At 61.0% G+C, this 23272-nt stretch carries 25 protein-coding genes; 2 read left to right on the forward strand and 23 right to left on the reverse strand.

All coding sequences use genetic code 11. The features are described from left to right. Positions 1–9: 9 nt before the first annotated feature. The 19 genes from N4Q37_RS17950 to N4Q37_RS18040 form a co-directional block, all read right to left on the reverse strand. A complete protein-coding gene (locus N4Q37_RS17950) occupies positions 10–885 on the reverse strand; it encodes an SMP-30/gluconolactonase/LRE family protein (protein ID WP_260960845.1) in 876 nt (291 codons plus the stop codon). Then, a complete protein-coding gene (locus N4Q37_RS17955; protein WP_260960846.1) occupies positions 882–1628 on the reverse strand; it encodes a FadR/GntR family transcriptional regulator in 747 nt (248 codons plus the stop codon). Before N4Q37_RS17955 ends, N4Q37_RS17950 begins: the two co-directional genes overlap by 4 nt. Before the next feature lie 94 nt (positions 1629–1722). Beyond that, complete coding sequence (locus N4Q37_RS17960) at positions 1723–2283, reverse strand: DUF1285 domain-containing protein (RefSeq protein WP_260960847.1); 561 nt, start codon at positions 2281–2283, stop codon at positions 1723–1725. A 13-nt stretch (positions 2284–2296) separates the two neighbouring features. Beyond that, entirely contained in the window at positions 2297–2902 is a 606-nt protein-coding gene (locus N4Q37_RS17965; RefSeq protein ID WP_260960848.1) for a DUF4823 domain-containing protein, read from the reverse strand. Positions 2903–3075: 173 nt separating this feature from the next. Next, the gene (locus tag N4Q37_RS17970; RefSeq protein WP_260960850.1) at positions 3076–4044 is read right to left on the reverse strand and encodes a GTP 3',8-cyclase MoaA; all 969 of its coding nucleotides are present in this window, start codon (positions 4042–4044) and stop codon (positions 3076–3078) included. A gap of 137 nt (positions 4045–4181) precedes the next feature. Further along, positions 4182–4820 carry a TetR/AcrR family transcriptional regulator gene (locus N4Q37_RS17975; protein WP_003204240.1) on the reverse strand — a complete coding sequence of 213 codons (639 nt, stop codon included), beginning with the start codon at positions 4818–4820 and terminating at the stop codon, positions 4182–4184. A 385-nt stretch (positions 4821–5205) separates the two neighbouring features. Beyond that, complete coding sequence (locus N4Q37_RS17980; protein WP_260960852.1) at positions 5206–6000, reverse strand: TatD family hydrolase; 795 nt, start codon at positions 5998–6000, stop codon at positions 5206–5208. An 11-nt stretch (positions 6001–6011) separates the two neighbouring features. Then, positions 6012–6368: a PilZ domain-containing protein gene (locus N4Q37_RS17985; RefSeq protein WP_260960853.1), complete on the reverse strand. Its 357-nt coding sequence runs from the start codon at positions 6366–6368 to the stop codon at positions 6012–6014. Between the two features lie 53 nt (positions 6369–6421). Beyond that, on the reverse strand, positions 6422–7408 hold the full coding sequence (locus N4Q37_RS17990) for a DNA polymerase III subunit delta' (protein WP_260960854.1): 987 nt from the start codon (positions 7406–7408) through the stop codon (positions 6422–6424). Continuing rightward, complete coding sequence (tmk, locus tag N4Q37_RS17995; RefSeq protein WP_260960855.1) at positions 7401–8033, reverse strand: dTMP kinase; 633 nt, start codon at positions 8031–8033, stop codon at positions 7401–7403. Before tmk ends, N4Q37_RS17990 begins: the two co-directional genes overlap by 8 nt. A 19-nt stretch (positions 8034–8052) precedes the next feature. After that, positions 8053–9183, reverse strand: coding sequence for an endolytic transglycosylase MltG (mltG, locus tag N4Q37_RS18000; protein ID WP_260960856.1), 1131 nt, complete (start codon positions 9181–9183; stop codon positions 8053–8055). A 3-nt stretch (positions 9184–9186) separates the two neighbouring features. Continuing rightward, positions 9187–10002 (reverse strand): aminodeoxychorismate lyase, encoded by an 816-nt coding sequence (gene pabC, locus N4Q37_RS18005; RefSeq protein WP_260960857.1) that lies wholly within the window; start codon positions 10000–10002, stop codon positions 9187–9189. After that, entirely contained in the window at positions 10002–11246 is a 1245-nt protein-coding gene (gene fabF / locus N4Q37_RS18010; RefSeq protein WP_260960858.1) for a beta-ketoacyl-ACP synthase II, read from the reverse strand. Before fabF ends, pabC begins: the two co-directional genes overlap by 1 nt. 109 nt (positions 11247–11355) lie before the next feature. Beyond that, the gene (gene acpP / locus N4Q37_RS18015) at positions 11356–11592 is read right to left on the reverse strand and encodes an acyl carrier protein (protein WP_260960859.1); all 237 of its coding nucleotides are present in this window, start codon (positions 11590–11592) and stop codon (positions 11356–11358) included. Between the two features lie 191 nt (positions 11593–11783). Next, on the reverse strand, positions 11784–12527 hold the full coding sequence (gene fabG / locus N4Q37_RS18020; RefSeq protein WP_260960860.1) for a 3-oxoacyl-ACP reductase FabG: 744 nt from the start codon (positions 12525–12527) through the stop codon (positions 11784–11786). A gap of 16 nt (positions 12528–12543) precedes the next feature. Further along, positions 12544–13482, reverse strand: a complete 939-nt coding sequence (gene fabD, locus N4Q37_RS18025) for an ACP S-malonyltransferase (RefSeq protein ID WP_260960861.1) — start codon at positions 13480–13482, stop codon at positions 12544–12546. 123 nt (positions 13483–13605) lie between these two features. After that, positions 13606–14616: a phosphate acyltransferase PlsX gene (gene plsX / locus N4Q37_RS18030; protein ID WP_260960862.1), complete on the reverse strand. Its 1011-nt coding sequence runs from the start codon at positions 14614–14616 to the stop codon at positions 13606–13608. A gap of 3 nt (positions 14617–14619) precedes the next feature. Then, positions 14620–14802 (reverse strand): 50S ribosomal protein L32, encoded by a 183-nt coding sequence (gene rpmF / locus N4Q37_RS18035; RefSeq protein ID WP_003179396.1) that lies wholly within the window; start codon positions 14800–14802, stop codon positions 14620–14622. Between the two features lie 13 nt (positions 14803–14815). Continuing rightward, positions 14816–15343, reverse strand: coding sequence for a YceD family protein (locus tag N4Q37_RS18040; RefSeq protein ID WP_260960870.1), 528 nt, complete (start codon positions 15341–15343; stop codon positions 14816–14818). A gap of 105 nt (positions 15344–15448) precedes the next feature. Between N4Q37_RS18040 and N4Q37_RS18045 the strand changes: the two genes are divergently transcribed. After that, on the forward strand, positions 15449–16027 hold the full coding sequence (locus N4Q37_RS18045; RefSeq protein ID WP_260960871.1) for a Maf family protein: 579 nt from the start codon (positions 15449–15451) through the stop codon (positions 16025–16027). A gap of 50 nt (positions 16028–16077) precedes the next feature. Here N4Q37_RS18045 and N4Q37_RS18050 read toward each other — a convergent pair whose 3' ends face one another. From N4Q37_RS18050 to rluC, 3 genes are read right to left on the reverse strand one after another with little or no spacing between them, the layout of a single operon-like run. Next, entirely contained in the window at positions 16078–17067 is a 990-nt protein-coding gene (locus N4Q37_RS18050) for a S49 family peptidase (RefSeq protein WP_260960872.1), read from the reverse strand. Positions 17068–17087: 20 nt separating this feature from the next. Beyond that, positions 17088–17750 carry an HAD-IA family hydrolase gene (locus N4Q37_RS18055; protein ID WP_260960873.1) on the reverse strand — a complete coding sequence of 221 codons (663 nt, stop codon included), beginning with the start codon at positions 17748–17750 and terminating at the stop codon, positions 17088–17090. Further along, positions 17740–18696 (reverse strand): 23S rRNA pseudouridine(955/2504/2580) synthase RluC, encoded by a 957-nt coding sequence (rluC, locus tag N4Q37_RS18060; protein ID WP_260960874.1) that lies wholly within the window; start codon positions 18694–18696, stop codon positions 17740–17742. The genes N4Q37_RS18055 and rluC overlap by 11 nt, the downstream gene beginning before the upstream one ends. Positions 18697–19395: 699 nt before the next feature. On the opposite strand from rluC, the gene rne reads away from it, so the two are divergent. After that, positions 19396–22563 carry a ribonuclease E gene (gene rne, locus N4Q37_RS18065; protein WP_260960876.1) on the forward strand — a complete coding sequence of 1056 codons (3168 nt, stop codon included), beginning with the start codon at positions 19396–19398 and terminating at the stop codon, positions 22561–22563. A gap of 116 nt (positions 22564–22679) precedes the next feature. Here the strand turns inward: rne and N4Q37_RS18070 are convergent, their stop codons facing one another. Then, entirely contained in the window at positions 22680–23270 is a 591-nt protein-coding gene (locus tag N4Q37_RS18070; protein ID WP_260960877.1) for a nucleotidyltransferase family protein, read from the reverse strand. Positions 23271–23272 lie beyond the last annotated feature (2 nt).

Consider the following 23272-nt stretch of genomic DNA (forward strand, 5'->3'; position numbering starts at 1 on the left):
TTTAGGGATTTAACCCGCAAACCGCGTACACGCCACACCGGGTATGTCGACCCGCATCGACAGCACCGCACCGTCCAGCGGATGACCCAACGGGCTCGCCGCACTGGTGATGTACAACGTCTTGAGGTCCTCACCACCGAACACGCAACTGGTGGGGCGACTGACCGGCAGTTCGATCACCCGATCGACCTGGCCCTCGGGGTTCAACCGCAGCAGGCAACTGCCGTCCCAGCGGGCGTTCCAGATATAACCCCGGGCATCCATCGCCGAGCCGTCCGGCCCGCCCCGCGGATGAGGGCCGAACCAGACCTCGGCGGGCGCCAGGTTGCCTTCCGGATAGATAAAATGGCGGTACAGCGTGCCATCGAGGCTTTCACCGAAATACACCGTGGTGCCGTCGGGGCTCCACAGCAAGGTATTGGGGATACCCAACCCCCGTAGCAGCGGCATGACTCGACCATCGCCGCCCACACGAAACAGGCCACCGGATCGGCGCTCGACAGGCAAGTCTTCGCCCGCCTCGCCGATGTTGTTCTGCATGGTGCCGAGCCAAAGCTGGCCCAACGCATCGCAACGGGCTTCGTTGGGGCGGTTGCCCGGTTGGGGATCGGCCATGCACAGCAACGTCAGGCGAGGTTCCAACCCTGGCGAGTCAAGGTCCAACCGGTAGACCCCGCTGCTCAAGGTCACCAGCGCATCGCCCTGCTGGGTCGGGATGAAGGCGGACACATGTTCAGGCATCTGCCAGATCTGCACATTGGCGCCGATCAGCCGCAGAGCCTGTTTGCCGGCGATATCGACCCAATACAGCGCCTGGGTCGGCTCATCCCAGAACGGTCCTTCGCCCAATTTAGCCCGGTGTTCCGTCACAGCAGTCCACTTCATTGCATTCTCCCGTTCCCGGTCTGGCCGGCGGCGTCTGTTCGGCCGGCCATGACATCGGGGTAAAAGCGTTTTATGACCAGGTCGGCATTGTCGATCAAGGTCATGCAAGCCCACACGCCCCGCGTCACGTCACGGGCGGCGATGGCGTCGGCAATGTCCTTGTGGATAGGCAAGGTGCGGCGCAGTTCGTCCGGGTCGGCGGCCGACACCTCGAACGACACCGCCAGCAGCGCCCCCAGCGCCGGGACCATCTGCTCGATGAATTGATTATGGCTGGCGGCGAGGACGCACTCATGGAAAAACTGATCGGCGCGGTTGTAATCGGCGCCGCTGTCCACGGCCCGTTCCAACGCATGGTAAGCCAGGCGGATCGCTTGCACTTGCTCAGTCGTGGCCCGCTCGCAGGCCCAGCGCACCGCCATCGGCTCGATGGTCCGGCGCAAGTCCAGCAGGTCATCGACAAAGTTTTCCGGCAAACCGCTACGCGACAACCAGCCAACCACCTGGGGATCGAACAGGTTCCAGCGCCGCACCGGCAACACCCGCGTACCGACTTTCGGCCCGACCTCCAGCATGCCCTTGGCCACCAGGGTCTTGATCGCCTCGCGAATCACCGTGCGACTGACGCCCAATTGCTCGCCCAGATCCGCCTCGACCTTGATGGTCTGCCCAGGCTTGACCTGGCCCGCGGCGATCCAGCCACCCAGCCAATCGACGGTCGATGCGTGAAAACTGCTGGACATGAACACCCCATGAGCTGGTCTCGATGGAGGCTCACGCTAATCATCATATGATTGGGTGTCAATTTGAATTTTGCCTCTCTTGTGGGGGACAGGCTTACGGCTCCAGGCCTATAGGGAAAAATTCACCGCCGCTCCACACTCCCAACCAACGCAGGCCGTCGATCTCGCGGCTGACTGCCAACTCCACCAGTTGGTAGAACACATTGCGATGAATCAGCGCTTCGAGATTGCTGCGCACATGGACATAGGGCGCAGGCTCCTGGGTCTGGGGATCGATCATCACGCGCAGCGGATGCTCGGCACCGGCTTCGGTGGTCTCCTCGACATTGGTGGTAAAGCGCAACAACTGCCCTTCCCCCTGTCCCTCGACGTCCAGGGTAACGGCCACGAACGGCGCATCGTCGACCTTGATGCCGACTTTTTCCACAGGGGTGACCAGGAAATAATCATCGCCGTCGCGGCGGATGATGGTGGAGAACAGCTTGACCATCGGCTTGCGCCCGATGGGCGTGCCCAGGTAGTACCAGGTGCCGTCACGGGCGATACGCATGTCGATGTCGCCGCAGAAGTCGGGGTTCCACAAGTGGACCGGTGGCAGGCCTTTGGTCTTGGGGATCTGCCCCAGCAAATCATTGGCTTTTTGCGCTCCACTCATGGTGACTCCTTATCTATTCGTCGCTCATCCCCAGCAGGCTGCGGGCGTACTCACGCAATGGCGTGGCGATGAGGTCTTGCGGCTGTTTGTCGTGCAGCGTCAACAGGCCGCCACGACTCTTGATCCGTGCAGTATCAATCAAATACTGGGTGCTGGTCTCGATCAACATGATTTGGATAACGCTGGTGTCGACGCCCAGACGATCCAAGGCTTCTTCGTCCTGCCATTCGTCGGTATTGCCGATGCGGTTATCGGCCTTGGCGAAGCGGGTGTACAGCAGGTAATGGGCACCCGCGGCACGGGCTTCTCCCATGGCCTGGTCGAGGCCTTCGGGTACCCGGGCGCGACGGACCATGGGGAAATATTCGATGAAACCGTTGAAGGCTTCTTCGGCCACGACGTTGGGGCGTGGATAGGCACCGCCGGGCGGAGCGAAGGCTCCTTGGGCGATGTAGATGAACGAATCCGGCTGGATACGCAGATTATTCACACGACGGCTGTCGCTATGGTCCAGCAGCCCGGCGTCGCTCATGTGATAGCGAACACCCTCACCCATATCGCTGACATTCATGCAGCCACCGAGCGCCAAAACGGCCAGCAGCAAAACCAGGCTACGCATCCTACCCTCCAGAGGCCGGTGTCGGAAAACCGGCGAATGGCCTCGGGATGCAGCTTTTGCGCCAGCTCAATGAGAATGGATTGACCGGAACAATGTAATCGCGGGCAAGCCTTGCTCCCACAGGGTAAACGCCGTACCTGTGGGAGCAAGGCTTACCCGCGATTTGCGTGGGATCAGCCGCCGATGATTTTCATGATGGTTGCGCCGCCGGAGAACGCCACTTCCTGCTTGTCCCCCAGCGCCTTGACCAACAAGCGTTGAAGCGCTGGCAATGCCTGGTGACGGGGCTTGTCCAACAGATCGCCGACAAAGTGACGGTTACTCGACGACAGGCAGCCGTGCAACCAACCCGTGGACGACAAACGCAACCGCGAGCACGTGCGGCAGAACGGCACACTTTCGTTGGCGATCACGCCGAAGTACCCGTGTCCCGGGATTTCGTAACGCACAGCCGTGGCGTCCACCGGTGCGTCAGCCTGCAAATACTCGTACTGCTCACCAATCAGGCCAAGCAGTTGCTGAAGACTGACAAATTGCTGCAGGAACGCATTCGAATCGCGGGCCAGGTGACCCATGCGCATCAGTTCGATGAAGCGCAGTTCATAGCCACGCTCCAGGCAGTACTCGAGCAACGGCATCACCTGGTCCAGGTTCTGCCCGCGCAGCGGCACCATGTTGACCTTGATCTTCATGCCCGCCGCCCGCGCCTGCTCCATGCCATCGAGCACGGTCGCCAGGTCGCCTCCGCGGGCAATACTACGAAACGCGCCGGGATCCAGGGTGTCGAGGGAAACGTTGATGCGACGCAGGCCGGCATCCACCAGCAATGGCAGTTTTTTCGCCAGCAACTGACCATTGGTGGTCAGGCTGATGTCTTCCAGGCCCATCTGCCCCACGGCCGTCATGAAACGTTCTAGCTTGGGACTGACCAGCGGCTCGCCACCGGTGATACGCAAGCGCTCGATACCGGCAGCCTCGATCAGATACGCCACGCCCCGTGCCATGGCCTCCGCCGACAGCTCATCCTGTGCAGCCACCAGCCGCTTGCCGTCCGGCACGCAGTAGGTACAGGCATAGTTGCAAGCTGAAGTCAGGCTGATTCGCAAATTTCGGAAACGCCTGCCTTGACGGTCAACGATCATGGAACACTCCGGCGAAGAAGAATCGGCCTCGCGAAACTTGACTTAGAATTCAAGTTTTCGCAAGACCCAAGCCTGAGTATATTCCTGGGGCACTACGCCATGTAAGCGGACATGGCGCAATCAGGTAGGTGAATGCCTCAACTGCTCGGAACGTCGGTATCCCGCTTGCGCTTGTTGCCCATGCGCACACCGATGTCCATCAGGAACTGGAAGAAACCTTCCTGGTCTTCCAGCACGTTGCTCCAGAAAGGCGAGTGATACAGCGCCACCGCGCCGTGCACCAGGGCCCAGGCTGCGCAGTAATGGAAATACGGCGGTACATCTTCAAGCTTGCCTTCGCTGATGCGGCCCTTGATCAGCAGTGTCAGGCGTTCGAAGTTCGAGGCGCGGATCTTGTGCAGCTCCTCGACCATTTCCGGTACCTGGTTGCCCTTGACCACCTTCTCTTCCAGGCGATCGAACAAGCGGTAACGCTGCGGGTCACGCATGCGGAACTCGAAGTAGGCTCGCGACAGGGCCTCCTTGTCCTTGTCCACATCGGCCGAATGCAACAGCTCGTTCAAATCACGCTCATAGTCGAGCATCAGGCGCAGGTAGATTTCTGCCTTGGATTTGAAATGTTTATAGATCGTGCCTTTGCCGATACCCACGGCATCCGCAATCATCTCGACGGTGACACTGTCTTCACCCTGATCGAGGAACAGCTTGAGCGCGGTGTCGAGAATTTCCTGCTCGCGGCGACGAAACTCACGGACCTTACGAGGTTCTTTGTGCATAAGAAAAAGGTCTGAAGGGTCAAAATTCGAAGCCGGGTATTATGCCTAACTTACGCAAAAATGCACGGATCATCCGTCCATGGCGGTCGTTCTTCAGAATATCCAGCGTACCTGGTTTTTTGTTTTTTCCTGCCGGGGCAGCCTGGGGCGAGCTTTGCCGGCAATGAGAACCTATCCGAAGCGAGCGTATTCCAAATTTGTTTAAAAACCACCCCCGGCCAGACTGGACGCGTTCGCATACTGATCAATACTTGAACTGTCGGCGCGCCATCTCCCCCAAGTGACGCGCTGATAAAGGTACCAATGGACCGCGTGCCTTTGTTTTACTCCTAATGGTCTTAACCCGGATTCACCCCCCAGAACCCGGGTTTTTTTTGCACGCAATTCAGGCCTCATCCCCACGGACATGGGCCAGCGGAAACAATTGCTTAAAGTTTTTCGTGGTCTGCTCGGCAAACCGCTCGTAAGACTCGCCGCGCAACATCGCCAGGAACTCCGCCACTTCCCTTACATACTGCGGAAGGTTCGACTTGCCGCGATAGGGAACAGGTGCCAGGTACGGTGAGTCGGTTTCCACCAGCAGCCGATCGGCCGGTACTTTGCTGGCAACGTCGCGCAAGGCGTCGGCATTGCGGAAGGTGACGATCCCGGACAAGGAAATGTAGTACCCCATGTCCAGCGCTGCCTTGGCCATGTCCCAGTCCTCGGTGAAACAATGCAGCACCCCGGCCTGGGGCAGTGCCGCGTCACGCAGCAGCGCCAGGGTGTCGGCGCGCGCACCGCGGGTATGGATGATTACCGGCTTGCCGGTCTGCCGTGCAGCTTCCAGGTGCAGTCGGAACGACGCCTGCTGCACCTCGGCGGCCTCCGGCTCGTAGTGATAGTCCAGGCCGGTTTCACCAATGGCAACCACCCGTGGATGATCAAGTTCGCGCAGCAGCCAGTCCAGGGCCGGTGCGGCATCGGGCTGGACGTCCAGCGGATGGACGCCGACCGAACAGTCGACATCCTCATAGCGCTCGGCCAGCGCCTTGACGTCGGCTGCGTTGTCGGCGCTGACGCCAATGCACAGGAAATGTCCAACATCCCGTTGGCGGGCGGCGTCCAGCGCGGCATCGAGGGAGCCGCCATGGGCAGCCAGGTCAAGACGATCAAGATGGCAATGGGAATCTACAAGCATAAAGGGCCGGGCTACATCGTATGGGTGGAACGGTCGGACTTCAGGGATCCGGCCAGGTGGGTTTCGATTTGATTGCGGGCGCAATTGTCACCGTCGTTGAACTGCACACCGACACCGGCAGCCCGGTTGCCCTGGGCGCCTTTTGGGGTCAACCAGATCACCTTGCCGGCGACCGGGATTTTCTCCGGCTCGTCCATCAGGCTCAACAGCATGAACACTTCATCGCCCAAACGATAATTCTTGTTGGTGGGAATGAACAGGCCGCCGTTCTTGATGAACGGCATGTAGGCCGCGTACAGCACGGACTTGTCCTTGATCGCCAGGGACAGGATGCCGTTGCGTGGCCCGGGGCTGACGGGTTCGTTCATACAGACCTCCGCTGCAATGAAACTGCGATTGCGCTGAGTTTAGGCAGTGTCTGTCAGTTTCGACCAGGCAAACTCGCCCATTGCACCAACAACGCCTCGAGCAGCAGCACGCGGTTGAGGTTCGCCTTGCTCAGCACCTTCTGGCGTTGGGCAAGAATCCAGTCCTGGATGTTCAAGATTTTGTCGCGGCTGCCCTTTTGCGCCAGGTACTGGATCACCTTGCGCATGTCCGCCAGGCCAAGCCCCCCCTCATCCTCGGTGAGCTGGTAGCGCAGGATCAGGTTCGACCAGTCGCAGAACCAGTCAAACAGCAACAGCAAGGGGATGGCGTTCCAGGCTTCGGCCAACTGCGTGGGCGATTGCTGCTGCTTGAGCAGTTTCTTCACCCCATCCACCACCAACGCCCGCTGCTCGCGCACACCCTGAACCTGAAGGCTCACCGCCGCCAGGGGCGAGCCGGCAGCGAGGGTCAACAACTCGGCCCGCTCTTCGTCAGTGCAGTCGGGCAAGGCCTGGGCCAGCCACTCGAGGCTCATCGCCTCGCTCGGCAATGGACAGGCCTGTTGCACACAACGGCTCTTGATGGTCGGCAACAACCGGCTCGGCTGGTGGCTGACCAGCAACAGCACCGTGTCGCCGGAAGGTTCTTCGAGACTCTTGAGCAAGGCATTGGCGGCGTTGATGTTCATCGCCTCGACCGGCTCGATCAGCACCACTTTGCGCCCGCCCATCTGCGAAGTCTGGACCACGAAACTGACCAGGTCCCGGACCTGGTCGACCTTGATCGCCTTGTCCGCCTCCTCCGGCTCCAATACATAATTGTCGGGATGACTGCCCGCCTTGAGCAGCAGGCAGGATTTGCATTCGCCGCAGGCGTTCAAGCTCCCGGGGTTGTGGCACAGCAAACTGGCCATCAATCGCTCGGCCAGCGCTCGTTTGCCGATACCCGCCGGACCATGCAGCAGATAGGCATGGGCATGCCGTGGACGACCGGCCATCTGCTGCCAGAGACTGTCCTGCCAGGGGTAGGCTTCAGCCACGGGCACGCTCCAGCAACCGCGGCACCAGGCTGTCCAGGGACTGCTGGACCTGGCTCAACGGCTGGGCGGCATCGATCAGCAGGTAACGCGCCGGATCGGCCTTGGCCCGCGCCAGGAAAGCACTGCGTACCGCATTGAAGAAGGCCTGGCCTTCCAGCTCGAAACGGTCCAGCCGGCCACGCGCACTGGCGCGGGCCAGGCCAACGTCCACCGGCAGATCGAACACCAGGGTCAGGTCGGGCCGCAAGTCGCCCAGGACGAAGCTCTCCAGCGCGGCGATGCGCTCGAGCGGCAAGCCCCGTCCACCGCCTTGGTAGGCATAGGTCGAGTCGGTGAAACGATCGCAGAGCACCACGGCACCGCGGGCCAGCGCCGGACGGATCACCTCGGCCAGGTGCTGTGCCCGGGCGGCGAACACCAGCAGCAACTCGGTGTCGGGGTTCATGGTTTCTTCGATGGGCGCCAGCAACACCTCGCGAATCCGCTCGGCCAATGGCGTACCGCCCGGCTCGCGGGTCAGCACCACCTCAAGGCCGGCGGCGCGCAGGCGTTCGGCCAGGTAGTCGCGGTTGGTGCTCTTGCCGGCGCCTTCAGGGCCTTCCAGCGTTATAAACAAGCCAGTCACGGGCGATCCTTAATCAAAGTCATTGCGGGCTCGGCGGCTCGCTGGCATCCGGGGCCGATTCCTGTAGCGGCTCCTGGGGCACCGCTTCCGGGGCCGTGTCGGGCGAGGCAGCAGGAATCGGGGCCGGGCTGGAGCGATAATCGGCGCGGCGCTTGAATTGGTACTCACGCACCGCGCTGTTGTGCGAATCCAGGTCGTCGGAGAACACGTGACTGCCGTCACCGCGTGCAACGAAGTAGAGGCTGCTGCCCGCCGCCGGGTTCAACGCGGCATGAATGGACTCGCGGCCCACCATGGCGATAGGGGTCGGTGGCAGGCCCGGGACCATATAGGTGTTGTACGGGTTTTCTTCCTTCAGGTGCGCACGGGTGAGTTTGCCAGTGTAGCGCTCACCCAGACCGTAGATCACCGTGGGATCGGTCTGCAGCAGCATGCCCAGGCGCAGGCGTCGCACGAACACGCCGGCGATCTGCTCGCGCTCCTGGGGCACGCCGGTTTCCTTTTCCACCAGCGACGCCATGATCAGCGCCTGATAGGGCTGGGTGTAAGGCACATCGGCGGCCCGCTGTTCCCATTCCTTGGCCAACACGCCTTCGAGCCGGTCGTAGGCCTTTTTCAGCACATCGACATCCGACGTACCACGCACGAAGCGATAGGTGTCCGGAAAGAACCGGCCTTCCGGAAAGACCCCGGAATGGCCGAGCCGATCCATTGCCTGGCTGTCGCTCAGGCCGGAGAGGGTCTGCTGGAGTTTTTCATCCTTGGCCAGCGCCGCACGTACCTGACGGAAATTCCAACCCTCCACCAGCGTCACGCTGTACTGCACCACTTCCCCACGTTTCCAGAGGCCAATCAGGCCTTCCATGGTCATGCCGGGCACCATCCGATACTCACCGGAGTGCAAGGGCTGCTCGGCGAGATTGAAGCGCCAATAGACCCGCAGCCAAAAAGCATCCTTGATCAGGCCGTCGGCCTCGAGGCGCCTCAAGGTTCCCGTCGGCGTGGTTCCATTGGGTACGTCCAGCAATTCTTCCTGGGTAATGTTCAGCGGCTGTTGCAACGCCGAATGAATCTTCCAGGCCGAAGCGCCCAACAACAGCCCTGCCAGAACCAATCCGGTTTCCAGCAACAGCAAGCATTTACGTCTCACGTCTCAAACATCCAATAGCGCGCGGGCAAGGGTCTGCAGTTTACGGGTGAGCGGCCCAACCGACCAGCGCGCCGAACCACATGCATGCACTGGCCATACGCCATAGACACTGTTGCAGACAAAGACCTCGTCGGCCTGGTGCAGCTGTTCGAGGCTGATGTCCGTGATTTGCGTGGCGATGCCATGAGACTCCGCCTGAAACAATAATTCTGCGCGCATCACCCCCGCCACCCCACAACGGCTGAGCTCCGCTGTGAACAACACGCCATCACGCACCAGGAACAAGTTGCTGAATACGCCTTCGATCACTCGCCCGGAAATATCCAGCATCAAGCCTTCGGCGTGATCCCCGTCGCGCCACTCGGCTCTGGCCAGCACTTGTTCCAGACGATTGAGGTGCTTGAGGCCCGCGAGCAAGGGCTGCTCGGACAAGCGCGTGGTACAGGGGAACAGACGGATACCCTGCTCGGCATGGGCATCAGGATAGGCGGCTGGCGGGTTTCCTTGTAGGATGCGCCGGACCGGGGCGCTGGGGTCGGCGGCATAACCGCGCAGGCTGTCGCCGCGGGTCACGATCAATTTCAGCACGCCATCGCCCAGGCGTCGGGCGTAGGCTTCCAGCTCCGCACTCAGTTCGGTCCGATCGAGCTTGAGCACCAGTCGTTGGCAACCCAGTTCCAGGCGTTGTAAATGACGCTCCAACAGGACCGGGATGCCCTTGCGCACGGCGATGGTTTCAAACAGTCCATCGCCGTAAGCCAGGCCGCGGTCCTTCAGCGACAGAACGTCAGCCGGCCGACCGTCGACCCAGCTCTCCATCAACCGGCGAACCGACGGAACACCAGCGAGCCGTTGGTCCCGCCGAAGCCGAAGGAGTTGGACAACACCACGTCGATGTCCATGCCGCGGGGGGTGTGCGGCACGAAATCCAGGTCGCAGCCTTCATCCGGCTCATCGAGGTTGATGGTCGGCGGCGCAACCTGGCTGTTGATCGCCAGCACGCTGAAGATCGCCTCCACCGCACCCGCGGCCCCCAACAGGTGGCCGGTCATGGACTTGGTCGAACTGACCGCCAGCTTGTAGGCGTGCTCACCGAACACCGTCTTGATCGCCTGGGCCTCGGCCAGGTCACCGGCCGGGGTCGACGTGCCATGGGCGTTGATGTATTGCACCTGCTCGCCGTTGATTTTCGCGTCACGTAAGGCGTTGGCGATGCAACGGGCAGCACCGGCACCGTCGGCCGGTGGCGATGTCATGTGGTAGGCATCGCCACTGGTACCAAAGCCGATCAGTTCGGCGTAGATGGTCGCACCGCGCGCCTTGGCGTGCTCCAGCTCCTCGAGCACCAGCGCACCGGCGCCGTCGGACAGCACGAAGCCATCCCGCCCCTTGTCCCATGGACGGCTGGCACGCGCCGGTTCGTCGTTACGGGTCGACAGCGCACGGGAAGCGCCGAAGCCGCCCATGCCGAGGCCGCAAGCCGCCATCTCGGCACCGCCGGCAATCATCACGTCGGCTTCGTCGTACATGATGTTGCGGGCCGCCATGCCGATACAGTGGGTACCGGTGGTGCAAGCCGTAGCGATGGCGTAGTTAGGTCCCTGTGCACCCAGGTGAATGGACAGGAAACCGGAAATCATATTGATGATCGAGCCCGGCACAAAGAACGGAGAAATCCGTCGCGGCCCCGAATCGTGCAGCGTGCGGCTGGTTTCTTCGATGTTGGTCAGACCGCCAATACCCGAACCCATGGCCACGCCGATACGCTCACGGTTGGCATCGGTAACCTCCAGCCCGGCATTGCGCACGGCCTGGAATCCGGCTGCCAGGCCGTATTGGATAAACAGGTCAAGCTTGCGGGCTTCCTTGACCGACAAATATTCCTCGACATTGAAACCCTTTACCGAGCCGCCAAAACGGGTGGAATAGGCGGAAAGGTCGGTGTGTTCGATCAGACCAATGCCACTACGGCCAGCCAGAATGCCCTGCCAACTGCTCGGCACATCCGTGCCCAGTGGCGACAACATACCCATACCGGTGACTACGACGCGTCTACGCGACACAGCACTCTCCTTTTTTCAAATGACGACTTTGCATCAGGCTTAAAGAAAAAACCGCACGCCGTGATGGCAGTGCGGTTTTTCCATGACAGCTAGCGACGACTAAAAATAATTAGTGCTGCTGGCTATTGATGTAGTCGATAGCGAGCTGAACAGTAGTGATCTTCTCAGCTTCTTCGTCAGGAATCTCGGTCTCGAATTCCTCTTCCAGAGCCATCACCAGCTCAACGGTGTCAAGGGAGTCGGCACCCAGGTCTTCAACGAAGGAAGACTCTTTCTTCACTTCTTCCTCTTTCACGCCCAGTTGCTCGGCAACGATTTTCTTGACGCGCGATTCGATGTCGCTCATACCTTTTTTAACTCCTAATGGATAAATTCAGTCGGCTGGCCGGGAAGGTAAGTGTATAGAAGACCTTTTCGGTTTTTCAACCGAAAGCTTCGCTCCTCAAACCCAGTGGCCCACCGTCTATAAATTGATTGCAGCTTTATAACGGATTTTAGACAGCTCGTATGACATTTTTTTGAAGCAATCCGTCACATTCAACTCATGTACATCCCGCCGTTCACCGGGATTGTAGCCCCGGTCACGTATGCCGCACCGTCCGATGCAAGGAAAGCAACCACGGACGCAATTTCTTGAGCTTGCCCCAGACGACCCAGCGGAATTTGTGTTTGCAACGCTTCGCGCTGTGCTTCCGGCAGTTCACGGGTCATGTCGGTGTCGATGAAACCCGGCGCTACCGAGTTGACCGTAATCGAGCGCGAACCCACTTCACGCGCCAGTGCGCGGCTGAAACCTTCCAGACCTGCCTTCGCCGCAGCATAGTTTACTTGGCCTGCGTTGCCCATGGCACCCACAACCGAACCAATACTGATGATTCGACCCCAACGAGCCTTGGTCATGCCACGCAAGACGCCTTTGGACAGCCGGTACAGGCTGTTCAGGTTGGTATCGACCACATCGAACCATTCGTCGTCTTTCATGCGCATCATCAGGTTATCGCGGGTGATACCGGCATTATTGACCAGGATCGCCGGCGCGCCGAACTGCTCCTGAATGCTTGCCAACACCGCCGCAACGGATTCGTCGCTGGTGACGTTCAGCTCAAGGCCAGTGCCTTGGATGCCGTTTTCCTTCAGGGTCGCGGCAATACGCTCGGCGCCCGAAGCAGAAGTCGCGGTACCCACGACAATGGCGCCTTGACGACCCAGTTCCAGGGCAATGGCCTGGCCGATGCCACGACTTGCACCGGTCACCAGTGCAACTTTACCTTGCAGACTCATGCAAGCTTCTCCTTTTTCAGGCCTGCGCTGCACGGGCGGCAGCGAAAGCGTCTGGGGTATTGAGATTGGAAGTCGACACGCCTTCGGCGCAGCGTTTGTTCAGACCGGCCAGCACTTTGCCAGGACCGCATTCGACCAGCTCGGTCGCGCCCTTGGCCGCCAGGGTCTGCACCGATTCGACCCAGCGAACCGGCTTGTAGAGCTGCTCCAGCAGATCGCGCTTGAGGGTCTGCAGGTCTGGCGCGACGTTGGCGCTGACGTTCTGCACCACAGGGATCTGCGGCGCCTGCCAGTCAATGGCGGCAATGGACTCGGCAAAGCGCTCGGCCGCCGGACGCATCAGCTCACAGTGCGACGGCACGCTGACTGGCAACGGCATCGCGCGCTTGGCGCCGCGCGCCTTGCAACCTTCGATCGCACGCTCGACCGCAGCCTTTGCACCAGCGATCACCACTTGGCCAGGCGAGTTGAAGTTCACCGCGCTGACCACATCGCCTTGCGCGGCTTCGGCACAAGCGGCCAACACATCGGCATCCTCCAGGCCCAGGATCGCGGCCATGCCGCCCTGCCCGGCCGGAACGGCCTCCTGCATCAACTGGCCACGACGCTCGACCAACTTCACCGCCTCGCCCAGGCTCAAGCTGCCAGCGGCCACGAGGGCACTGTATTCACCCAGGCTATGGCCGGCAACGAACGCTGGGCGCGCGCCACCTTCAGCCAGCCACAGGCGCCAGAGCGCGATCGAGGCGGTCAGGATGGCCGGCTGGGTCTTGTCGGTTTGATTGAGTTGCTCTTCCGGCCCCTGCTGGGTCAGCGCCCACAGGTCATAGCCGAGTGCAGCGGAAGCTTCTTTGAATGTTTCGAGGACCAGCGGGTATTGCGCGCCCAGCTCGGCCAGCATGCCGAGGGACTGCGAGCCCTGTCCTGGAAAGACGAATGCGAGGGAAGCAGACATGAAAACAAAGCCCCTAATGATCTTGTCGTCAGAAAGTGACGCCCCTGGGGGCGCTAGGAAACTGACAGTTGGATGACGGCTTGAACCGACCGGTCACATTTAAGCACTGCCAGGCGAAAACGCCTAAGTTAACAAATCTTCAAGGCGACCATGGAGGCGCTGAGGCAGATTTTCCTGGATTTCGATCACGGCCCGGTTGATTGCGCTTTGAAAGCCCTGCACGCCCGCCGAACCATGACTCTTGATCACAATACCCTGCAACCCGAGAAAACTCGCACCGTTATGCCGCGCCGGCGCCAGGTCCGCCTGCAGCCTGCGCATCAACGGCAACGCCAGGGCACCGACCGCACGCGAAGCCAGGCTGCGTTTGAATAATGCTTCGATTCGACCGCTGATCATGGTCGCCAGACCTTCACTGGATTTGAGCAGGATATTGCCGACAAAGCCGTCGCACACCACCACGTCCGCCTCGCCCCGATAAAGGCCATCACCCTCGACGAAGCCGATGTAATTGACCCCCCGAGCGCCCTGCAACAGGGTGGCCGCGAGCTTGACCTGCTGGTTGCCCTTGATGTCTTCAGTACCAATGTTCAGCAACGCCACACGAGGGCGCGAGATACCCAGGGTTTCAGCCGCCACCGAGCCCATCACGGCGAATTGCAGCAAATGCTCGGCACTGCAATCGACATTGGCCCCCAGATCGAGCAACTGGCAAAAACCACGCTGGGTGGGGATCGCCGCCACCATGGCCGGCCGATCGATACCGGGCAAGGTCTTGAGCACATAGCGCGACAAGGCCATCAACGCACCGGTATTGCCCGCACTGACACAGGCCTGGACCTTGCCGTCGCGCAGCAGCTCAAGGGCCACTCGCATCGAGGCATCCGGCTTGCTGCGCAGGGCCTGGGCCGGTTTTTCGTCCATGGCAATGACCTCGGACGCCGGGGTAATGGACAGGCGCGCGCGATCCACAGCCGATTGGCCGCTGAGCATTTCTTCCAGGAGGGAGGGTTGACCGACAAGGGTCAGGTGCAGCGAGGGCGTAGCATTCAGACAAGCAAGGCTGGCCTGAACAATGCTGCGGGGACCAAAGTCCCCGCCCATTGCGTCAATCGCGATGACTTGAGCGGACAAGGATTACTCGTCAGCGCCCTTGTCGATCACTTTACGACCACGGTATACGCCTTCTGGCGATACGTGGTGACGCAGGTGAACTTCACCGGTGGTCTTTTCTACGGACAGGGTGCTAGCCTCGAGAGCGTCGTGCGAACGGCGCATGTCACGGGCAGAGCGGGATTTTTTGTTCTGCTGAACAGCCATAATTGATTAACTCCTAAACGTTTGGGTCACGCTTTAACTGCGCCAATACACTGAACGGGTTGGACCGCGTTACCTCGTCCTCGCTCGGCTCGGGCTCATCTGCTCCCGCCGGCTGCTGGCATTCTTCCGGATGATGAGCAGGCACAATGGGCAAGGCGAGCAAAAGCTCTTCCTCGATCAGTGACTGCAGATCCAATGGATCCTCGCCCAGTTCCAGCACGTCATAACCTTTCGGCAACGACTGGGTATTCGCACCCTCCTTCACCACGGCGTAAGTGCATTCGCTGTGGATCGGCAGGGTGACCAGCTCAAGACAACGCTGGCAAACCATTTTGACTTCAGTGTCGATAAAGCTGTGGATCACCACAGATTTACGTTCATCTCGTTCAAAAACGAATTTGGCCTGGACCGTACCGACGTCGTCGGAAAGCGGGTCGCAGAGTCTCTTCAAATCGGCCAGCAGCAGTTCACCTTGTAGGGTGGCGCCACGGTCAGCCAATTTGCGCGGGTCAACGTGAGGTGGAATCGGGTCATTCAACATAGGCGCAGCATTATAGGGATGCCCCCGGCCATGTCAAAGGAAATTCAGCCCTGTCCGTCACTTGCACGCCTCGATAGAATCCCCATCCGCCTGTTGGAGATACCCATGCTGCCTTTATTACTTGCCTCAAGCTCAGTCTATCGACGGGAATTGCTCTCCCGCCTGAGACTGCCGTTCGTCTGCAGCTCACCCGACATCGACGAAAGCCGGCACTGCGCAGAGTCCCCCGTGGAACTGGTAAAACGCCTGGCCCGGGAGAAAGCCCTGGCGCTGGCCGACAGCCATCCGGCGCATCTGATCATCGGCTCGGACCAGGTCGCCGTGCTCGGCGAGCGAATCCTGGGCAAACCTCACACCTTCGAGAACGCCCGTGAACAACTGCTGGCGGCCAGCGGCGCCAAAGTCACGTTCCTGACAGGCCTGGCCCTGCTCAACAGCCAGACCGGCGCCTGCCAGATCGATTGCGTTCCGTTCACGGTCAATATGCGCACACTGGACCCCGAACGCGTCGAACGCTACCTGCGGGCAGAACAACCCTACGACTGCGCCGGCAGCTTCAAGGCCGAGGGCTTGGGCGTGAGCCTGTTCCAGAGCACCGAAGGCCCCGACGCTACCAGCCTGATCGGCCTGCCGCTGATTCGTCTTGTGGACATGTTGCTGGCCGAGGGCGTACAGATTCCCTAAAGACAAGAGGCCTGCCGCAGCAAGCCTCCTCTTGTGCCATTACAGGCGTTTCAGCGCAACGACGGCCCACGGAAGCCCATCCACATTGCCAGGTGCTCGGCAATGCTCGCCCCCAGCTTCTTGGACAGACGATCGATCGGCGACTCTTCGACGGTAAAGTCCACCAGTTCCTTCTCGCCAATCACATCCCGCGCCACCGAGCTGGCACTGCCCAACCCGTCGATCAGCCCCAAGGACAGCGCCTGCTCTCCAGACCAGACCAGCCCGGAAAACAGCTCTGGATGCTCCTTGTCCTTCAGCCGGTCGCCCCGGCCTTTCTTGACGCTGACGATGAACTGCTTGTGAGTGGTGTCGAGCACGCCCTGCCAGAACGCCGTTTCCTCAGGCTTTTGCGGCTGGAATGGGTCAAGGAACGACTTATGCTCGCCAGCGGTATAGACCCTGCGCTCCACCCCGAGCTTATCCAGGGTTTCAACGAAGCCATAGCCGGCCGCTGTCACCCCGATGGACCCTACCAGACTGGCCTTGTCCGCGTAGATCTGGTCCGCCGCGCTGGCAATGTAGTAAGCACCGGAGGCCCCCAGGTCGGAAATCACCGCATAGACCTTGATGTCCGGGTGCGCCGCGCGCAAACGCACGATTTCGTCATAGACGTAACCTGCCTGCACCGGACTACCACCCGGGCTATTGATGCGCAGCACCACACCCTTGACCTTCGAATCCTCGAACGCCGCCCGCAGGCTGCCGATGACGTTGTCCGCGCTCGCGGCCTCCTTGTCGGCGATCATGCCCTCGATGTCGATCACCGCCGTGTAGGCCGAACCGCCACCGGGGTTCTTCTTCATGTCGATTGCCTGGAAGAACAGCGTCAACCCGGCAAAAAGATAGATAAAGACCAGCGCCTTGAAGAAAACACCCCAGCGACGGGCGCGGCGCTGCTCCTCGATACTGGCCATCAAGGTCTTTTCAAGCAGTTTCCAGCTTTTTTCGTCACCGTTGTCAGCGCTCGCCTTGGCCGGTGCCTTCCATTCATCGGTCATACATGCATCCTCAACAGACTTTAATCGGTGTGCCGGCTCAGCCAGGCGTGCAACTCAGGAAAATGATCAATCGCCAGTCGTGGTTCGAACGCCCGCAGCGCCTCGATCGTTTGCGCGCCATAGCTGACAGCCACGGACCCCATGCCGGCGTTACGCGCCATTTGCAGGTCGAACGACGAGTCCCCCACCATCAGCGCCTGCTCTGGCCGCACCTCGCAATGCACCAGGATCTGCTCGAGCATCAGCGGATGCGGCTTACTGGCGGTTTCATCGGCGGCACGGGTAATGTCGAAATAATCCTCCCAACCATGGGCTTTCAACACCCGATCCAGCCCCCGACGCGCCTTTCCCGTCGCAACGGCCAGGTGGTACCCCTCGCCCCGCAGGCACTCAAGCGTCTGCACCACGCCGTCGAACAACGGCGAAGGCTCGGCGTCCAGCGCAATATAGTGATCGGCGTAATGTTGCCGGAAAATGACCAGCTCATCATCGTCGATCTCTGGATACAGGCTGCGAATCGCTTCTGGCAACCCGAGCCCGATAATCCCTTTGACGGCCAGGTCATCACACCTGGCGAAACCCATACGATCGGATGCGATATGCATCGACTCCACGATCCGACCAATGGAATTGGCCAGAGTGCCGTCCCAATCGAAAATCAACAATCTGTAGTCAGGATGCACTCAACCGCTCCACGGTCTTGGCCCACATGTCATCCACGGGTGCCTGCAGCTTCAGTTCTCCGCCGTCAGGCAACGGCACGGTGAGCATATAAGCATGGAGAAACAGGCGCTTTCCGCCAAGATCCCGGATCTCCCGGGTGAAATCGTCGTCCCCGTATTTGGGGTCACCCGCGATGCAATGCCCGGCATGTAGCGTATGCACACGAATCTGGTGGGTACGCCCGGTCACGGGCTTGGCTTCGACCATGGTGGCGAAATCACCGAAACGACGCAGCACCTTGAACACGGTGAGTGCATCCTTGCCTTCGTCGTTGACCTCGACCATGCGCTCACCGGAACGCAGGTTGCTCTTGAGCAACGGCGCACGGACTTGCTTGACGGAGGTTTCCCAGCGACCGCGCACCAGCGCCATGTAGCGCTTGTCGACGCCATCGCCGCGCAACTGCTCGTGCAGATGGCGCAGCATGCTGCGTTTCTTGGCGATCATCAGCAGGCCCGAAGTGTCGCGATCGAGGCGGTGGACCAGTTCCAGCTCCTTGACCTCCGGACGCAACTGACGAAAGGCTTCGATCACGCCAAAATTCAGGCCGCTGCCCCCATGAACAGCAATGCCCGCGGGCTTGTTGATCACGATCAGGGCTTTGTCTTCATAGACAATCGACGCTTCGAGGCGCTGCAACAGGCCTTGGGCGACGGGTACCGGCTCATCACGCTCAGGCACGCGAACCGGCGGCACGCGCACGAGGTCGCCCGCCTGGAGCTTGTATTCGGGCTTGATCCGACCTTTGTTCACCCGCACTTCGCCTTTACGCAAGATGCGGTAGATCAAGGTCTTGGGCACGCCTTTGAGCCGGGCCAGGAGGAAATTATCGATGCGTTGGCCGGCATATTCCGGCGAGACCTCAAGCATTTGAACGCCTGGGGTCGAAGGGGCAGTAGTCGTCATGGCGGCGATCATAACAATTTTTTATGGAATTGAAGCACTTAATCATTGCTGCTATAGTCGCGAACGCCGCCAAAAGTGGCTGGACAGCGGACTAACGGTCAAAAACCGGCCCTGACCAACGCAATTCACGAGGACGAAAGGCCGTCCTACGGGGCTTCTGCCACGATTCGGGAAGAGTTTGCAGGTGTAACGAGCGCAGGTGACATGAGGCCTGAAATACGCCGCAAAGCAGAGTTCTGACTCGCCTTGCGTGCCACATTCACGGCCAGTTCACAAAGTGCAGTCAGTTGCAAACGACCCGGGTGAGAGCTTCGGAAACAACGCCCGAATTAGCCATGATGCGTGACCTCCCCTTGCGGAGCTCACGGTAAATGCCAACCCGCTGCGGATTCTGCGCGCGGCAGCACCCGAATTATCAGGGATACGTGTAGGGTGGAGATGTACAACCGTCGGACTGTGTAGCACTAGGCTTATATTTAGACGCTTCATCTCGTCCACAGACGCCGGTTGATTCCTCCTCCTGACTGAGTGCTTGAGTACCAGCAAGCAGGACGCGTCCGTCGCGACTTCGCCATCCTTGGATCGAACTCGCTGGACACTGGAATGGCCCGGCCACTTCCATGACGCACCTGACACCGACCGTGAGAAGTCGTGTGTGCCGAACGCCGTTTCCGGCAGCCCGGAAACCGACGGTACTACATGAAAAGAATGCTGATTAACGCAACTCAACCCGAAGAGTTGCGTGTTGCACTGGTAGACGGCCAGCGCCTCTACGACCTGGATATCGAATCCGGTGCACGCGAACAGAAGAAGGCCAATATCTATAAGGGCCGGATTACTCGCATCGAACCAAGCCTCGAGGCTGCCTTTGTCGACTTCGGCTCCGAGCGCCACGGCTTCCTGCCCCTCAAGGAAATCTCCCGCGAGTACTTCAAGAAGGCCCCCGAAGGCCGCGTCAACATCAAGGAAGTCCTGAGCGAAGGCCAGGAAGTCATCGTTCAGGTCGAAAAAGAAGAACGTGGCAACAAGGGCGCTGCCCTGACCACTTTCATCAGCCTGGCCGGTCGTTACCTGGTCCTGATGCCGAACAACCCGCGCGCCGGTGGTATCTCCCGCCGCATCGAAGGCGAAGAACGCAACGAACTGCGCGAGGCCCTCAATGGCCTGGTCGCCCCCGCCGACATGGGCCTGATCGTGCGCACCGCCGGCCTGGGCCGCAGCAGCGAAGAGATGCAGTGGGACCTCGACTACCTGCTGCAGCTGTGGACCGCCATCAAGGAAGCCTCGCTGGATCGCTCCGCGCCGTTCCTGATCTACCAGGAAAGCAACGTGATCATCCGCGCCATCCGCGATTACCTGCGCCAGGACATCGGCGAAGTGCTGATCGACAGCGTCGAAGCCCAGGACGAAGCCCTGACCTTCATTCGCCAGGTGATGCCGCAGTACGCCAGCAAGATCAAGCTCTACGAAGACAGCGTCCCGCTGTTCAACCGCTTCCAGATCGAAAGCCAGATCGAAACCGCCTTCCAGCGCGTCGTCGAACTGCCGTCGGGCGGTTCCATCGTCATCGATCCGACCGAAGCCCTGGTGTCCATCGACATCAACTCGGCCCGCGCCACCAAAGGCAGCGACATCGAAGAAACCGCCCTGCAGACCAACCTTGAAGCGGCCGAGGAAATCGCCCGTCAGTTGCGCCTGCGCGACATCGGCGGCCTGATCGTCATCGACTTCATCGACATGACCCCGGCCAAGAACCAGCGCGCCGTGGAAGAAAAGGTCCGCGAATGCCTGGAAGCCGACCGCGCCCGCGTACAAGTTGGCCGTATCTCGCGCTTCGGCCTGCTGGAAATGTCTCGTCAACGCCTGCGCCCATCCCTGGGTGAAAGCAGCGGCATCGTCTGCCCGCGTTGCAACGGCACCGGCATCATCCGTGACGTCGAGTCGCTGTCCCTGGCGATCCTGCGCCTGATCGAAGAAGAAGCCCTGAAAGACCGCACCGCCGAAGTCCGCGCCCAGGTGCCGATCCCGGTGGCTGCGTTCCTGCTCAACGAAAAACGCAACTCGATCACCAAGATCGAACTGCGCACCCGTGCCCGTATCGTCATCCTGCCGAACGATCATCTGGAGACGCCGCACTTCGAAGTGCAGCGCCTGCGCGACGACAATCCAGAAGCCCACAACAATCAGTCCAGCTACGAAATCGCCGCTGCCGCTGCCGAAGTGGAAGAAGCCCAGCCGGCTGCCGCCACCCGCACCCTGGTTCGCCAGGAAGCCGCGGTCAAGACGGCTCCTCCCCGTGCCAGCGCTCCGGTTCCGACCGAGGTCGTCGCACCGCCGGCACCCGCACCGGTCGCCGCGCCTGAGCCGAGCCTGTTCAAGGGCCTCGTGAAGTCCCTGGTCAGTCTGTTCGCCACCAAGGAAGAGCCTGCCGCACCGGCCGTCGTCGCCAAGCCAGCCGCTACCGAGCGTCCGGCCCGCAACGAAGAACGCCGCAACGGTCGCCAGCAGACCCGCAACCGCAACGGTCGTCGCGACGAAGAGCGTAAGCCTCGCGAGGAACGCGCACCACGTGAAGAACGTGCGCCGCGTGAACCGCGTGAAGAACGCCAGCCTCGTGAAGCCCGCGAGGAAGCGCCAGCCGTAGCCCGCGAAGAGCGTGCACCGCGTCCGCCGCGTGAAGAGCGCCAGCCTCGTGCCCCGCGTGAAGATCGCAAGCCTCGCGGCGAGCGTGAAGAACGTGTTCGCGAACTGCGCGAGCCATTGGATGCCGCCCCAGCCGTTGCTGCCACTGTTGCTGGCACTGAAGAGCGTCCAGCTCGCCCGCCTCGTGAAGAGCGCGCACCGCGTCCACCACGTGAAGAGCGTCAACCACGCGTCGAACAGGCTGCTGCCGCTGCCAGCGAAGAAGAAGTGCTCAATGCCGAGGAGCAACTGCCGGAAGACGGTCAGGAGAACGCCGAGGGCGATCGTCCACGCCGCCGCTCCCGTGGTCAGCGTCGTCGCAGCAACCGTCGTGAGCGCCAACGTGACGCCAACGGCAATGTGATCGAAGGTTCGGAGGAATCCGAATCCACCGAGAACGCCGAAGCGCCACGCGCTGCGGACCTGGCCGCTGGCCTGGCCGTGACCGAGGCCGTTGCCAGCAGCGTGATCAGCGCCCCGGCCGAAGCCCAGGCTCACGAGCAAGCCGAACGCGCCACCGCAGCTGTGGAAAACACCCCGGTCGAAGCGCCTGTGGTCGAAGCCACGACGCCGGTAGAAGCCACCACCTCGCCAGAAGTGGAACTCGCACCGGTTCGTGACGTCCAGCCTGAAGCCGAAGCCCCCGCCGAGCCTGCGCCGGTCGTCGAGGCGCCAGTCGTCGCCGCCGAGCCGGCTGCCGAAGTAGCGGCCGAGGAAAAGGCACCCGCGCCAGTCCGTGAGGAGCAGACTGCGTTCAACTGGACCGCGGAGCCAGCTGCACCGGCCCCCGTGGTCGAGCCTGAGCCGACTCCTGAGCCCGTGAAAGCGGTCGAACCAGAAGTGGTCGCGCCAGCTCCCGTGGTCGAAGCCCCCGTGGTCGCCGAAGCACCCGCCCCAGCGCAAGAGCCTGCCCCTGTCAGCGCCCTGACTCCGAACGGTCGTGCGCCGAACGATCCGCGTGAAGTGCGTCGTCGCAAGCGTGAAGCTGAGCGTCTGCAGAAGGAAGCCGAACAAGCCGCCGCTGCAGCTCAAGCGCCTGCTGCCGAGCCAGCCCCTGCCCCGGTCGCTGAAGCCCCGAGCGAATCGGCTCCGGTGATCGATGAGCCTCAGCACACCGCTGAAGAAATCGCACCGCGTCACGCTGAAGTAGTGGAAAAAGAGCACGAGTCCAAGCCTCACGCCTGATTCCATCGCGCAATGAAAAGCCCCGCCTGGTGATGCCAGGCGGGGCTTTTTCATGCCTTCAAGTTATCCACAGCCCTGTAGCATCACCGACAGCCACAGAGGCTTTGCTCCGGCAGCTATTTGAACGTGAGCGCCTCAGGCACATCGATATCCCAAGTGACTCCGGGATCGTCCACTTCCACTTCGACCACCCTCGCCCCGGCAAACAACACCTTGGCGCCGCGGTCCCCCGTCAACGCCATCAATTTCGGCCCAAACCCACGGCCAAACCCCACGGGATGCCCGTATTCGCCGGCAAGCACCGGCACACTGATGCCATCCTCACGAATCCCTGCCACGACGCGTTCGATGCTAGACGGCAGGATAAATGGCATGTCGCCCAGCACCATCAGCCAGCCATCGAGGCCCGGACACGCCTGGACACCGGCGGCAATGCTGTCGCCTAGCCCGGGCGAGTCCAGTTCCACGAACTCGCATCCGTAAGCCTGGGCCATGCGAATGGCTTGGGGTCGATCCGTGCTCGTCACCAATACGCGCTTTTCCAGGGTGGCAGGCAAATTCACCAGCACCTGCTCGATCACTGATCGTACGGCGCCATCACGCCCCGTGCAGTCGGCCAGCAATTTATCCTTGTCGGGGCCTGCCACCTGACGGAAGCGACGACCGGAACCGGCCGCCAGGATGATCACACCTATCGAATTCGCCATAT

Origin of the sequence: Pseudomonas citri, from assembly GCF_025336485.1 — a bacterium.
Lineage (GTDB): Bacteria > Pseudomonadota > Gammaproteobacteria > Pseudomonadales > Pseudomonadaceae > Aquipseudomonas > Aquipseudomonas citri.

Coding starts and splice junctions, on each gene's coding strand:
- N4Q37_RS18040 (WP_260960870.1), bottom strand. CDS start 15,343: ATGTTGAATGACCCGATTCCACCTCACGTTGACCCGCGCAAATTGGCT.
- fabG (WP_260960860.1), bottom strand. CDS start 12,527: ATGAGTCTGCAAGGTAAAGTTGCACTGGTGACCGGTGCAAGTCGTGGC.
- N4Q37_RS18045 (WP_260960871.1), top strand. CDS start 15,449: ATGCTGCCTTTATTACTTGCCTCAAGCTCAGTCTATCGACGGGAATTG.
- fabD (WP_260960861.1), bottom strand. CDS start 13,482: ATGTCTGCTTCCCTCGCATTCGTCTTTCCAGGACAGGGCTCGCAGTCC.
- N4Q37_RS17965 (WP_260960848.1), bottom strand. CDS start 2,902: ATGCGTAGCCTGGTTTTGCTGCTGGCCGTTTTGGCGCTCGGTGGCTGC.
- N4Q37_RS17960 (WP_260960847.1), bottom strand. CDS start 2,283: ATGAGTGGAGCGCAAAAAGCCAATGATTTGCTGGGGCAGATCCCCAAG.
- pabC (WP_260960857.1), bottom strand. CDS start 10,002: ATGGAGAGCTGGGTCGACGGTCGGCCGGCTGACGTTCTGTCGCTGAAG.
- N4Q37_RS17980 (WP_260960852.1), bottom strand. CDS start 6,000: ATGCTTGTAGATTCCCATTGCCATCTTGATCGTCTTGACCTGGCTGCC.
- N4Q37_RS18070 (WP_260960877.1), bottom strand. CDS start 23,270: ATGGCGAATTCGATAGGTGTGATCATCCTGGCGGCCGGTTCCGGTCGT.
- N4Q37_RS17970 (WP_260960850.1), bottom strand. CDS start 4,044: ATGATCGTTGACCGTCAAGGCAGGCGTTTCCGAAATTTGCGAATCAGC.
- rne (WP_260960876.1), top strand. CDS start 19,396: ATGAAAAGAATGCTGATTAACGCAACTCAACCCGAAGAGTTGCGTGTT.
- rluC (WP_260960874.1), bottom strand. CDS start 18,696: ATGACGACTACTGCCCCTTCGACCCCAGGCGTTCAAATGCTTGAGGTC.
- N4Q37_RS17975 (WP_003204240.1), bottom strand. CDS start 4,820: ATGCACAAAGAACCTCGTAAGGTCCGTGAGTTTCGTCGCCGCGAGCAG.
- N4Q37_RS18050 (WP_260960872.1), bottom strand. CDS start 17,067: ATGACCGATGAATGGAAGGCACCGGCCAAGGCGAGCGCTGACAACGGT.
- N4Q37_RS17985 (WP_260960853.1), bottom strand. CDS start 6,368: ATGAACGAACCCGTCAGCCCCGGGCCACGCAACGGCATCCTGTCCCTG.
- N4Q37_RS17955 (WP_260960846.1), bottom strand. CDS start 1,628: ATGTCCAGCAGTTTTCACGCATCGACCGTCGATTGGCTGGGTGGCTGG.
- rpmF (WP_003179396.1), bottom strand. CDS start 14,802: ATGGCTGTTCAGCAGAACAAAAAATCCCGCTCTGCCCGTGACATGCGC.
- acpP (WP_260960859.1), bottom strand. CDS start 11,592: ATGAGCGACATCGAATCGCGCGTCAAGAAAATCGTTGCCGAGCAACTG.
- N4Q37_RS17950 (WP_260960845.1), bottom strand. CDS start 885: ATGAAGTGGACTGCTGTGACGGAACACCGGGCTAAATTGGGCGAAGGA.